Origin of the sequence: Pseudomonas sp. 10-1B (assembly GCF_000935045.1) — a bacterium.
Taxonomy (GTDB): Bacteria; Pseudomonadota; Gammaproteobacteria; order Pseudomonadales; family Pseudomonadaceae; genus Aquipseudomonas.
This window is the reverse complement of record NZ_JYKS01000015.1, coordinates 343,635-356,844: the sequence shown is the minus strand read 5'-3', so window position 1 is coordinate 356,844 and position 13,210 is coordinate 343,635. Positions and strand designations below refer to the sequence as shown.

The window sequence follows — 13,210 nt, the reverse complement described above, 5'->3', positions numbered from 1 at the left end:
TCCGTGTGCGGATGTTCAGCCGAACACACCCAGGCCCGTTGTCGCCAGGTGCGTTGACGGTTTTGTCGAGTACACATACCAAGGACGCTCCGTATGGCACACAACTCCGCTCGTCTGCTTCGCCGTCTCAACCCATTCTGTGCCCAGGCACTGACCGCGGCGGCTTCATTGTGCCAAAGCCGCGGCCATGCGCTGATCAGTATCGAACACTGGTTGCTGAAGCTGCTGGAACAGGGGCACGGTGACCTCAACGTGATCGCTCAGCGCTACGCCTGGGACCTGGATGCGCTGTGGCAAGGTTTGCTGGACTACTTCGATACCTTGCCATGCAGTGTGCGCAGCAAGCCGCGCCTGAGCAGTGAACTGCGGCAGTTGATTACCAACGCGTGGTTGCGGGCATCACTGGAGGATGACAGCGACACACTGCGCTCCGCTCACTTGCTGGGGGCGCTGCTGGAGGCGCCAAGCCTGCTCAAGTGCACTGCTGCCTGGCCACTGCTGAGTATCAGTGCGACGCAGCTGCAGCAGCTGGCGCCGGCCCTCGATCAGGCATCGGACGAACGCCCTGACGCTGAGGCGCTGTTGATCGAGAAGCCAGGCGCAACGGGGAATGCAGGTGCCGATCAGGCGCCCACTCAAGACCTTGCCCGGCGAACGGTACTCGAACGGTTTACCCAGGACATCACCGCCAAAGCGGCGGCGGGGCAGATCGATCCGGTTTACGGCCGGGACGATGAAATCCGCCAGGTCATCGACATCCTCAGCCGTCGGCGCAAGAACAATCCGATCCTGGTGGGAGAGCCGGGGGTCGGCAAAACCGCGTTGGTAGAAGGGCTTGCCTTGCGTATCGCCAAAGGCGAAGTCCCCGACAGCCTGAAACCGGTAAGCGTACGTACGCTGGACCTCGGGCTGTTGCAAGCGGGGGCGGGGGTGAAAGGGGAGTTCGAGCAACGCCTCAAAAGCGTCATCGACGCGGTGCAGCAGTCTTCGACGCCGGTACTGTTGTTCATCGATGAAGCCCACACACTGATCGGCGCCGGCAACCAGGCAGGCGCTGCAGATGCCGCCAACCTGCTCAAACCCGCTTTGGCCCGCGGTGAACTGCGCACCATCGCCGCGACCACCTGGAGCGAATACAAGCAGTACTTCGAGCGCGACGCCGCACTGGAACGGCGTTTCCAGAGAGTCAAGGTGGAAGAGCCGGACGATGCCAATGCCTGCCTCATGCTGCGCGGGCTCAAGGCTCGCTATGCCAGCCACCATGGCGTGCACATCCAGGATGCCGCCGTACAGGCTGCGGTCAACCTGTCCCGTCGTTACCTGACAGGCCGCCACCTGCCCGACAAAGCCGTCGACCTGCTCGACACAGCCAGCGCCCGAGTACGTATGGGCCTGGACTGCGAACCACAGGCGCTGGTGCGGCTCAAGGCCCGGCAGGTTGCGTTGACGCTGGAGTATCAGGCACTGGAAGAGGATGCCCGGGTCAATGGCAGGGGGGATGACGAAGGCATGGCCAGGCTTCAGGCGCAGCAGGTTCAACTGGGCCTCGACAAGGCCGCTCTGGAGTTGCAATACCAGCAGGCGCTGGCGCTGACCCGGCAATTACTCGACGCCCGCCAGGCACTGCCGAACGCGTCGGCAGAATGCACCGCGTTGCAGCAGCAGTTGAGCGACGCCGAGGGTAACCAACCGCTGCTATCGCTGGATGTGACCGCACGCAGTATCGCCGAAGTGGTTGCCGACTGGACCGGCGTGCCGCTGGGCAGCTTGCTCAAGGACGAACAGGCCAGCCTGCTGGCGCTAGAGCAGCAACTGGCCGAGCGGGTGATTGGCCAAACTCCCGCCTTGAGCGCGTTGGCGCAGCGACTGCGTGCAGCCAGAACGGGCCTGACCGATGACCAGGCACCCTTGGGCGTCTTCCTGCTGGTGGGCAGCAGTGGCACGGGCAAGACCGAAACCGCTCTGGCGCTGGCCGATAGCCTGTTCGGCGGTGAGAAGTCGCTGATCACGCTCAACCTGTCCGAATACCAGGAGGCGCATACCGTCAGCCAACTCAAAGGCTCGCCGCCTGGCTATGTCGGTTACGGCCAGGGCGGCGTGCTCACCGAAGCGGTACGCCAGAGACCCTACAGCGTGGTGCTGCTCGATGAAGTGGAGAAGGCGCACCGCGATGTCCTCAACCTGTTCTACCAGATGTTTGACCGGGGCTTCATGCGCGACGGCGAAGGGCGTGAGATCGACTTCAGGAACACCGTCATCCTGATGACCTCCAACTTGGGCAGCGATCTGCTGCAGCAGTACCTGCACGATCAACCCACGGCCGCCGACAGCGAGCTACAGGCATTGCTGCGCCCGACCCTGCGCGAGCACTTCCAGCCTGCCTTGCTGGCGCGCTTTCAAACGCTGATCTATCGGCCGCTGGCAGCCGAAGCGCTCAGGTCGATCGTGGCAATCAAACTGGCCAAGGTTGCCACACGCCTGCGCCGTCATTACGGGTTGCACTGCCGGGTCAACGAGCCTTTGCAAGACGCTTTGGTTGCCGCCTGCCTGCTTCCCGATACCGGTGCCCGCAACATCGACAGCCTGCTCAACCAGCAGATTCTGCCCGTGCTCAGTCAACAGTTGCTGCAGCGTCAGGCCAGCGGCCAGGCGACGCTGGCGGTGACCATGAGCTACAGCGAAGCCCAGGGCATCACCCTGGACTTCGCCGATCAGCTCGAGCCGTTGCGGTCCGCGGACCTGGAGCGCGATCATGTCTGAAGCGATCGCTCTATTCTTCAACCACAGCCAGCACAAGCTCGAAGTCGAAGGCCTGAAGGTACCTCTCGACGTGTTGGCCTTCGATGGCAATGAGTGGCTGAGCCAACCTTTCCAATACCAGGTGGAGTTCACCTCAGCCGTGCAGGATATCCCCGTCGAGCAAATGCTCAACCGGGACGCTACTTTCAGCCTCAACGCGCCACCACAAAAGCCCCCACCGCGCGGCTTCACCGCCCCGGTCGTCAAGCCGCTGCGTACCTTGCACGGCGTCATCACCGCGTTCAAACGCCTGTCCGAATCGCGTGATGAAGCCCGTTACCAGATTACCCTGGAGCCTCGCCTGGCCCTGCTCGGGCGTGGCAAGCAGTACCGCATCTACCAGCAACAGTCGGTACCGGAAATCGTCGAGAGCGTGTTGCGCAGCCGCCACCAATTCAGGGGGCAGCACTTCCTGTTCAAGCTGGCGCGCGAGTATCCCCGGCGTGAACAGGTGATGCAGTATGGCGAAAGCGACCTGGCGTTCATCTCCCGCCTGCTGGCGGAGGTGGGCATCTGGTATCGCCTGGTCAGCGATGACCGCCTGCGCATCAGCGTGGTCGAGCTGCATGATGACCAGCGTTTCTACCAGTTCAACGTCAAGCTGCCGTGCCGCCCACCGTCGGGCTTGAGCAGCAATGGCGAGGAAGCGGTGTGGGCCTTGCAGGCCAGCCACCAGGTGGTGGAACAGCACATCAATTTCCGTGCGTACCACCACCGCGAGGCGGGCGCCTACCTGGACGGCGAAGTCGACCAGACCCGCGGCGCGACCACCACCTACGGCGAGGCCTACCACTACGGCGAACCCTACAGCGCCCTTGGCGAGCCTTACGCCCAGGATGAAGACCTGCTCAGCGAAAGCGGCTTCTTCTACGCCCGCCTGAAACACGAGCGCTACCTGAACGGCCAGACCCACCTCAGCGGTGCCAGCAGCAGTGCCGGCCTGGCCCCGGGGCAGGTGCTGAAGATCTCGGGCGGCGCCCCACAAGCGTTCGCCCCCGGCGCGGTGATTACCCGCGTGCACACCCGTGCCGCCCGTGATCGCAGCCTGGAAACCTGTTTCGAGGCCATTCCCTACGCGGAGACGATCTGCTTCCGCCCGGCCTTGCTGCCCAAGCCACACATGGCCGGCACGCTGCCGGCGCGGGTCAGCAGTTCCAAGGCCAACGACCCCTACGGCCACATCGACCTCGAAGGCCGCTACCGGGTCAGCTTCCTGTTCGACCGCGACAGCTGGAACCAGGGCCAGGAAAGCGCCTGGCTGCGTCTGGCCCGGCCCTACGCTGGCGACACCCATGGCCTGCACCTGCCGCTGATCTGCGGCACGGAAGTGGCGGTAGCGTTCGAGCAAGGCGACCCCGACCGGCCCTACATCGCCCATGCCCTGCACGACAGCCGCCACCCGGACCACGTGACCCTGCGCAACTACAAGCGCAATGTGCTGCGTACCCCGGCGAACAACAAGCTGCGCATGGATGACACCCGGGGTGAGGAACATATCAAGCTCAGCAGCGAGCATGGTGGCAAGAGCCAGTTGAACCTGGGGCATGTGGTGGATGCCGGCAGGGACAAGCGGGGCGAGGGCTTTGAGTTGCGCACCGATGCGTGGGGGGCCATTCGGGGCGGCAAAGGGCTGTTCATCAGTGCAGATGCGCAGGCCAACGCCCAGGGCCCAGTGCTGGAAATGCGTGCTGCGACAGGCCGTTTGCAGCAGGCGGGCGACGAGCTTGAACGGCTGTCCGCCGATGCCCAAGCCAGCCAGGCCGAGCCTGCTGATGTGCAGGCACAGCTGACATTGCTGCGTGAGCAACTCGATGAACTCAAGGCATCGGTGCTGCTGCTGAGTGCCCCCGATGGCATCGCCTTGAGCAGTGGCAAGCACCTGCAGTTGGCAGCGCAGCAGAACCTGATGCTCAACGCTGGCGGTGAGGCGGATGTGAGCGTGATCAAGCGCTTGTTCATCGGCGTGGGGCAGGGACTGAGCCTGTTCGTGCGCAAGCTGGGGATCAAGCTGATCGCCAACCAGGGCCCGGTCACGGTCCAGGCGCAGAACGACACCCTGGAACTGCTGGCGCGCGAAGGGCTGGCAATCACCAGTACGGAAGACACCATCAGCATCACCGCAAAGAAGAAGATCATCCTCAATGCCGGAGGGAGCTACATCACTTTGGATGCCTGCTGCATCGAGGCAGGTACCGAGGGTGATTACAACGTCAAGTCGGCGTACTTCGACTACAGCGGGCCGGCGAGCATGAAGGCGGATCATGCGGATTATCCCAAACGCCTGAGCGTTCAGCCGGTGCAACTGCGTATTCCTCAGGCCCCCAATGCGTCGGCTGCACATTGGGCAGGTATGCCTTACACCCTGATAGCAGATGGTGCAGTGCTGCAGCAAGGCGTACTGGACGAGACCGGGGTAATTCAGGTCGAGCATCAGGTAGTTACCAGCCATTACCTGGTACGGCTGGTCAACGGCACGACCTATCGGATACCGCTACCGGAGCAGTACACAAAACCTCGACAAGGCGAGTTGGCCAATCGGGGCATGCTCCGTTACTCCCTGGGCAACGAAGCTGAAATATCCCCCTTCACTTCCATTCGAGATCAGTACGCCACTGTGCTGCAGAAACCGGAAAGGCAACCATGAGCCAGATCGAAATCACCGTACCGCTAGCGTTGCGGGAAACCAACGAGTGCGTCCTTACCGCTCCGTGGTTCGTCTGCGATACCCAGTACCACCCGGCACCGGCCAGTTACGAGCCGTTGGTGAACGGTGAGGAAACGTTCCGGGCAGTGTACCTGGCCATTGCCAGCGCGAAAAAATCCATCGACATCATCTGCTGGGGCTTCCAGCCATCGATGTATTTCATCCGCGACGGCAAGGCGCCCAGTATCGGCGAGCTGCTGATGGCCAAGGCCCGTGAAGGGGTGCAGGTCCGCGTACTCGGCTGGGAGATGCCACTCAATGCCGCGGGCATGGCGGGTGAGGCCAACCTGCCTGGCAAAGGGCCCATACGCCTCAGCGACCGCGCCCTGCAGAGTTCGACCGAGGCACAGTACGCGTTTGACCGTGAGTGGTTCACTGCTTGCAGGGTGGCCGACAGCGAGGCTGCCGGGCGTGTCGACAGCGGGCTTCCGGTGTTCGTCAGCCGTGGTTTTTCCTGGCGCGAGCGGGCCGAAGTGGCCCATCAGGTCAAATACCACAGCCTCGATAGCGCCATCAGTGCCCGCATGCGCCAGACCTTGCGGTTGTCCGCCACCCATCACCAGAAAAGCGTGCTGGTGGACTACGAGTTGGCAGATTGCGCGGTAGGTTTCGTCATGGGGCACAACATGCTCGATGAATATTGGGACACCGACCAGCACTCCGCGCTGAACCGCAGTGGCTACGACAAACCGGCGCCCAATCGCGGCCCGCGCGGCGTGCAGCCGCGCCAGGACATCTCCTGCAAGATCAGCGGGCCGCTTGTCGAGCACCTGCACCACAACTTCGCCAGTGCCTGGCGCAAGGAAACCGGCGAAGACTTGCTGGCATCGCGGCAGGCGATTGCTGTGGCGCAGAAGCTGGATTTCAACACGGGGACAGGGACGTCGATGATGGGCCAGTTGCTGCGCACCCAGGCCCAGGAAGGTCGGCGTGAGATCGAGAAGCTGTACCTGCAGGCAGTCAACAATGCCACGCAGTTCATCTACATCGAGAACCAGTATTTCCGCTGGCCGCCGCTGGCCGAAGCGATCAAGAAGGCCGCACTGGAGCAGACCGCTGGCGGACGCGATCCGGGGCTTCATGGTGCCTTGCACCTGTTCGTCGTCACCAATGCCAGCGACGAGGGTATCGGCGCAGGGACGGTGAATACCCAGCGGATGATCGAAAGCCTGGGGCGTGCGGACACCATTCCGGGCGTGACCAAGTTGTTGCGCATCGAGCAGGTGAAAAGAAAAGCACCGCCACGGCCGCCTGTGGATGGGCCGAATGATTACATGGGTAAACGCGCCGCCGAAAAATGGCAGGCGGAACTCGATGGGCACATTCAGGAAATCGAAGAAAGCACGATCAGGCCGGAGGATATTCCAGGGCTCAAGGTACACCTGTGTTCGTTGGTTGCACCGGACTCGCCGGCGGGGCAGCCATGGACGCCGGTGTATATCCATTCGAAGTTGATGATCGTCAATGATGTATTCACCACGCACGGGTCAGCGAATATCAATACGCGGAGTATGCAAGTTGATAGCGAACTGAATATTGCCTACGAGTGGGCGAGTGTGACGCAGGCGTTGAGGCGGCGGTTGTGGGGGCTGCATACGGGTGGGGTAGGGGCTCAGGATAAAGCGGCGGATGCGTTTAAGGCATGGGGTGAAATTTTAAAAGATAACCAGGATCGTAAGAACTTAGAAAGAATGCCTGTGTGCTCTTTGGTTGAGTTTTATTATGGGGATAGGATTGTAAGAGATATTGATTGATGCGCTCAATTTTTCTGCTGATAAGTATGCTGCTTGCTGCTTGCGGTGCTGAAGTAAGCAGGTTTTCGTATGGAGGGGATGATATGGATCCACTAGCAGACGTAAAAGCTAAGCTGGAGTTCAGTTGTGCGTATGAAAATATTCCAGAGCCGGCAGCGGAAGCTGACATGCTTTTTAAATATGCACGATGGCTGCAAAAAAACAATCAACTCAAGCGCGACGGAAAAGTGAATATTGAAATTGCTAGGCTCTATAGAGTTGCAATGGAGCATGATCATTTCAAGGCCAATATAAATCTGCAAAATGGTGCTATGCGTGGGCAATTCGAAATCAGTCGAGGAGAGCACCTGCGGTTAAGCCAGAGGTTGATTGATTCGAAGGTCGCGACAGGCTATTACTTCGTCGGCATATTTCTCGAACAAGGTTCGGCTGGCCTGCGGAAAGATCAGGAAATGGCGCTGCGTTACTACCGTAAAGCTGCCGATGAGGGTAGCGCGCTTGCCCAGTATTATGTGGCAGAGAAATTGGCCCCTATAGATATTGCTCCGGATGTAGCACGGCAGATGCGAGCGTGCGCGGCGCAACAAGGTCATGGTGGTGCGGCGGTATCTTTGGGGGTGAATTTAAAAAATATAGGGCGCTACGTAGAATCACTCGAAGCGTTCCAACTTGGAGTAGCTGCTGGCGACGAAATATCAAGTTCATTCCTTTCAAAAGGCTTCCGAGGTCCGGAGCCAGAAGATGCGCTTCATTACTTGGGTTTAAAAGAGGACTTGGGGCGCGCTGAGCGCTATAGAATTATTGGTGCCGTGTTGGGCAACTATTCTTACGCAAATCCCACGGTTCCCGAAATTAACGAAATAGTCCCACTGCCTCCGGCCAAACTCCCCCCATGGGACGGCAAGCTTAAATGGCTGGAGGACCGCCTGGCCAATATCCCGCCAGAAAAACCCAGCGAAGCGCTAATTCGCAAGTTGGCCAAGGAGAAAGTCCTCGACCCGGCCACCGGCAAACCCATGCCGGGCTCACCCTCGTTCAGCGATGCCAACTTCCCGGTGCTGATTTGCGAAAGCGACCAACCCTGCCCGGAGAGTGGTTATTGGAAGGTCATGATCACCAGCCTGCGAGAGACTACTCGCTACTTCGAGCAAGGCGAAATCATGCCGCGGTACACGATGAGCTGGAAAGAACCGCGTATTTGGCCATTGCGGGACAAACCGATGCAGTGCGTAAAGCGAGTCGAGTGGGGTTTGCTTGGCTGAACTCTGGTCTGCATCGTTTGAGCTGTGAACTTGGTCACGCGAGAACCGAAAGTGTTTGAGGGCAAGTTGTAATGAGCCAGATCGAAATCACCGTACCGCTAGCGCTACGGGAAACCAACGAGTGCGTCCTTACCGCCCCGTGGTTCGTCTGCGATACCCAGTACCACCCGGCACCGGCCAGTTACGAGCCGTTGGTGAACGGTGAGGAAACGTTCAGGGCGGTGCACCTGGCCATTGCCAGCGCGAAAAAATCCATCGACATCATCTGCTGGGGTTTCCAGCCGTCGATGTACTTCATCCGCGACGGCAAGGCGCCCAGTATCGGCGAGCTGCTGATGGCCAAGGCCCGTGAAGGGGTGCAGGTGCGCGTGCTCGGCTGGGAGATGCCACTCAATGCCGCTGGCATGGCGGGTGAGGCCAACCTGCCTGGCAAAGGGCCCATACGCCTCAGCGACCGCGCCCTGCAGAGTTCGAGCGAGGCACAGTACGCGTTTGACCGTGAGTGGTTCGCTGCTTGCAGGGTGGCCGACAGCGAGGCTGCCGGGCGTGTCGACAGCGGGCTTCCGGTGTTCGTCAGCCGTGGTTTTTCCTGGCGCGAGCGGGCCGAAGTGGCCCATCAGGTCAAATACCACAGCCTCGATAGCGCCATCAGTGCCCGCATGCGCCAGACCTTGCGGTTGTCCGCCACCCATCACCAGAAAAGCGTGCTGGTGGACTACGAGTTGGCAGATTGCGCGGTAGGTTTCGTCATGGGGCACAACATGCTCGACGAATACTGGGACACCGACCAGCACTCCGCGCTGAACCGCAGTGGCTACGACAAACCGGCGCCCAATCGCGGCCCGCGCGGCGTGCAGCCGCGCCAGGACATCTCCTGCCAGATCAGAGGGCCGCTTGTCGAGCACCTGCACCACAACTTCGCCAGTGCCTGGCGCAAGGAAACCGGCGAAGACCTGCTGGCATCGCGACAGGCGATTGCCGTGGCGCAGAAGTTGGATTTCAACACGGGGACAGGTACGCCGATGATGGGCCAGTTGCTGCGCACCCAGGCCCAGGAGGGGCGGCGTGAGATCGAGAAGCTGTACCTGCAGGCAGTCAACAATGCCACGCAGTTCATCTACATCGAGAACCAGTATTTCCGCTGGCCGCCGCTGGCCGAAGCAATCAAGAAGGCCGCATTGGAGCAGACCGCTGGCGGGCGCGATCCGGGGCTTCATGGTGCTTTGCACCTGTTCGTCGTCACCAATGCCAGCGACGAGGGTATCGGCGCAGGGACGGTGAATACCCAGCGGATGATCGAAAGCCTGGGGCGTGCGGACACCATTCCGGGCGTGACCAAGTTGTTGCGCATCGAGCAGGTGAAAAGAAAAGCACCGCCACGGCCGCCTGTGGACGGGCCGAATGACTACATGGGTAAACGTGCTGCTGAAGAATGGCAGGCGGAACTCGATGGGCACATTCAGGAAATCGAAGAAAGCACGATCAGGCCGGAGGATATTCCAGGGCTCAAGGTACACCTGTGTTCGTTGGTTGCACCGGACTCGCCAGCGGGGCAGCCATGGACGCCGGTGTATATCCATTCGAAGTTGATGATCGTCAATGATGTATTCACCACGCACGGCTCGGCGAATATCAATACGCGAAGTATGCAAGTTGATAGTGAACTGAATATTGCCTACGAGTGGGCGAGTGTGACGCAGGCGTTGAGGCGGCGGTTGTGGGGGCTGCATACGGGTGGGAGAGGGGGACAGGATAAAGCGGCGGATGCGTTTAGAGAATGGGGCAGAATTCTGGAGGATAACAAAGGACTTCAGCGTTCAAAGAAAATGCCGGCATGTTCTCTAGTTGAGTTTCGTTATGAAGATAGAGTGATTAGGGATCTTGATTGATGTGGTGTGGCTTACTGTTGATAGGCCTATTGCTGTCTGCGTGCAGCAATGAGCCTGGTTACGTGTACTCGTCCAAGGGGGTGGCTGTGGATTCGCTGGAAAATATACAAGCCAAGCTGGATTTCAGTTGTGTGCATGAAAAAATCCCAGAGCCGCCAGCGGAAGCTGATGTCCTGTTTAAATATGCGCGATGGTTGCAAAAAAACAACCTACTCAAACGTGATAGGGCCGTGGATATTGAAATTGCACGGCTCTATAGAATTGCAATGGAGCATGATCATTTCAAGGCCAATATCAACCTGCAGAATGGTGCTATGCGTGGGCGATTTGAGATTGGTAGAGGAGAGCACCTGCGATTAAGTCAGAGATTGATTGAGGCGGGGGTCGCGACAGGTTATTACTTCGTCGGCATATTTCTTGATCAAGGTTCGGCTGGCCTGCGGATGGATCAGGAAATGGCGCTGCGTTACTACCGTAAAGCTGCCGATGAGGGCAGCGCGCTTGCTCAGTATTATGTGGCAGAGAAATTGGCTCCCATAGATATTGCACCGAATGTAGCGCAGCAGATGTGGCAATGCGCGGCGCAACAAGGTCACGGGGAGGCAGCAGTGAATTTAGGGGTCTATTTGAAACAGGCCGGACACTATTCACAGGCAGTCGAAGCCTTCCAGTTTGGGGTGGCCGCTGGCCATGAGACCTCGAGTGGGTTCCTGGAAATGGCCTTTCAAGGGCCGTCTCCACAGGACAAACTTAACTATCTTGGTCAAAAGGAGGATTTGGAACGTGCCGAACGATACAGGAAAATCTGGAAGGTGCTAGCTAATTATTCATACGCCAATCCCACGGTTCCCGAAATCAACGAAATAGTCCCGCTACCTCCGGCCAAACTCCCCCCATGGGACGGCAAGCTTAAATGGCTGGAGGACCGCCTGGCCAATGTCCCGCCAGAAAAACCCAGCGAAGCGCTGATCCGCAAGTTAGCCAAGGAGAAAGTCCTCGACCCGGCCACCGGCAAACCCATGCCGGGCTCTCCGTCGTTCAGCGATGCCAACTTCCCGGTGATGATCTGCGAAAGCGACCAACCCTGCCCGGAGAGTGGTTATTGGAAAGTCATGATCACCAGCCTGCGAGAGACGACTCGCTACTTCGAGCAAGGCGAAGTCATGCCGCGGTACACGATGAACTGGAAAGAACCGCGCATTTGGCCATTGCGGGACAAACCGATGCAGTGCGAGAAGCGTGTTGAGTGGGGACTGCTCGGTTGAAGTGCATTAAATATTCTGTTTGACAACAAGTCGAGGTTATAGATGCGTGGAGTTATTCGGGTTGGCGACAAAACGAGCAGTGGTGGCACTGTATTGTCTGGGTCCAGCACAATGCGTTTCGCCGGTATCGCTGTAGCTCGGCAAGGGGATCCGGTGTTCTGCCCGCTACCAGGGCATGGGCGCACGATGATAGCCGAAGGTCACGCGACATTCAGCGATAACGGTCTGCCGGTAGCGTTCAACGGTCATTTATGTGCCTGCGGCTGTGCGCTGATCACATCGTTGCCTGAAGCGGGCACGCGCTGATCATGCCAGTCAGTCTCGACCAATTACCACCCGTGGCGGTGCGCCCTGGTATGCCTCGACTCTGGCTGTGGTCGGGCTTGCTGATGCTTTTCCTGCTGTTGGGCGCCGCCGGGGTACTGGTGTTTGCCAGCCAACCACTGGCTGAGCAATCGTTGCGTATCTGGTGGCTGGTCGCGGCTGGCGTGCTCTTGGGTTGGTGCCTGCTGTTGGCCGTGCGCATCTTGCACTACCTGGGGTTACGGCATGCAGCGGATGGTTGGGACCAGGCCCGTGAGGAAGACTACGCAGGCAAGATTAACCAAGGCCGGCGTTTTGTACAGGTTTTGGATGCCACGTTACACACTGGGCTCCAGGTGCCAGGGCAAAGCTGGGTTACTCAACTCGAAGCGTTGCTAAGCGGGCTACGCGCGATCAGAACACAGCCTGCCTGGGCGGGTGACATAGCTCGGCACAGCCGGTTGCCGATAGAAGCAGGAAGCACCGCGGAGCATAGGTTGCTGGCAGCCTTGAACCGAGTGCTCGCAGACTTGGCCGAGACGCTTTCGCAGCTACCGGCGGATGTCCCCTTGGCCGTGCTGTTGGATGTCGACAGCAGTTTGCCAGCGAGTGAAATCCACAGGATATGGCAAGAGGCATGGGGCAGCTCGGCTAACCGACAGCCCGCTACGACGCTGCCGGGCTGTGGGCTTGGTGTTCTCGATCACTGGCTCGACCAGCGCAGCGAGGATCGTTCTTTGCTGCTGGTGGTCTCCTGCCAGGTTGCACCATCCCAGCCTGTGGGCACGGCCGAAGTGGCCGTCGGACTATTGCTTGGCAATCCGCTCGGCGCGTCTACCCTACCGCCGATTGCCCGCCTGCACCGACCACAACAGGCCTGCGAGCAAACCAGCGAAGCGTGGTGCAGCGCTGTCGACCAGTCCTTGAACTGGGCAGACAAGGAGCGCGACGCACTCGACCATGGCTGGCGCGTGGGCATCGACGCGGGTCATGAGCCGGCACTTGGTACGGTCTTCATGCGCCTGCCAGCCGAGCTCGATGGCCTTGTCCATAACCTGGACGCCATGCTTGGGCACCCGGGCAGGGCCGCGCCATGGTTGGCCCTGGCCGCGGCTACCCAGAACATCAAGCAGGGCGCCGGTGTGCAGATCATTTTCAGCGGTGAGCGCTCTGCGGCTTCGGTGCTCTGGAGCACCGTGATCGTACCCTCTCCTGCGCCAGCGAATTAGGAATT

At 59.8% G+C, this 13,210-nt stretch carries 8 protein-coding genes; all 8 read left to right on the top strand.

Annotated elements, in window-relative coordinates; translation table 11 throughout:
* The first annotated feature begins 93 nt into the window (after positions 1-93).
* The 8 genes from tssH (at position 94) to TZ03_RS11640 (ending at position 13,205) form a co-directional block, all read left to right on the top strand.
* A complete protein-coding gene (tssH, locus tag TZ03_RS11670) occupies positions 94-2,760 on the top strand; it encodes a type VI secretion system ATPase TssH (RefSeq protein WP_051097744.1) in 2,667 nt (888 codons plus the stop codon).
* On the top strand, positions 2,753-5,443 hold the full coding sequence (locus TZ03_RS11665) for a type VI secretion system Vgr family protein (protein ID WP_051097743.1): 2,691 nt from the start codon (positions 2,753-2,755) through the stop codon (positions 5,441-5,443). Before tssH ends, TZ03_RS11665 begins: the two co-directional genes overlap by 8 nt.
* Positions 5,440-7,257, top strand: a complete 1,818-nt coding sequence (locus TZ03_RS11660) for a phospholipase D-like domain-containing protein (protein WP_051097742.1) — start codon at positions 5,440-5,442, stop codon at positions 7,255-7,257. The genes TZ03_RS11665 and TZ03_RS11660 overlap by 4 nt, the downstream gene beginning before the upstream one ends.
* Positions 7,258-7,340: 83 nt before the next feature.
* Positions 7,341-8,519: a sel1 repeat family protein gene (locus TZ03_RS11655; RefSeq protein ID WP_152645424.1), complete on the top strand. Its 1,179-nt coding sequence runs from the start codon at positions 7,341-7,343 to the stop codon at positions 8,517-8,519.
* Between the two features lie 71 nt (positions 8,520-8,590).
* The gene (locus TZ03_RS11650; protein ID WP_051097740.1) at positions 8,591-10,408 is read left to right on the top strand and encodes a phospholipase D-like domain-containing protein; all 1,818 of its coding nucleotides are present in this window, start codon (positions 8,591-8,593) and stop codon (positions 10,406-10,408) included.
* Positions 10,409-10,494: 86 nt separating this feature from the next.
* The gene (locus TZ03_RS11645) at positions 10,495-11,673 is read left to right on the top strand and encodes a sel1 repeat family protein (RefSeq protein ID WP_321163307.1); all 1,179 of its coding nucleotides are present in this window, start codon (positions 10,495-10,497) and stop codon (positions 11,671-11,673) included.
* A 42-nt stretch (positions 11,674-11,715) separates the two neighbouring features.
* A complete protein-coding gene (locus TZ03_RS28690) occupies positions 11,716-11,979 on the top strand; it encodes a PAAR domain-containing protein (RefSeq protein WP_082056614.1) in 264 nt (87 codons plus the stop codon).
* 83 nt (positions 11,980-12,062) lie between these two features.
* On the top strand, positions 12,063-13,205 hold the full coding sequence (locus tag TZ03_RS11640) for a hypothetical protein (protein ID WP_236692816.1): 1,143 nt from the start codon (positions 12,063-12,065) through the stop codon (positions 13,203-13,205).
* The last annotated feature ends 5 nt before the right edge of the window (positions 13,206-13,210 follow it).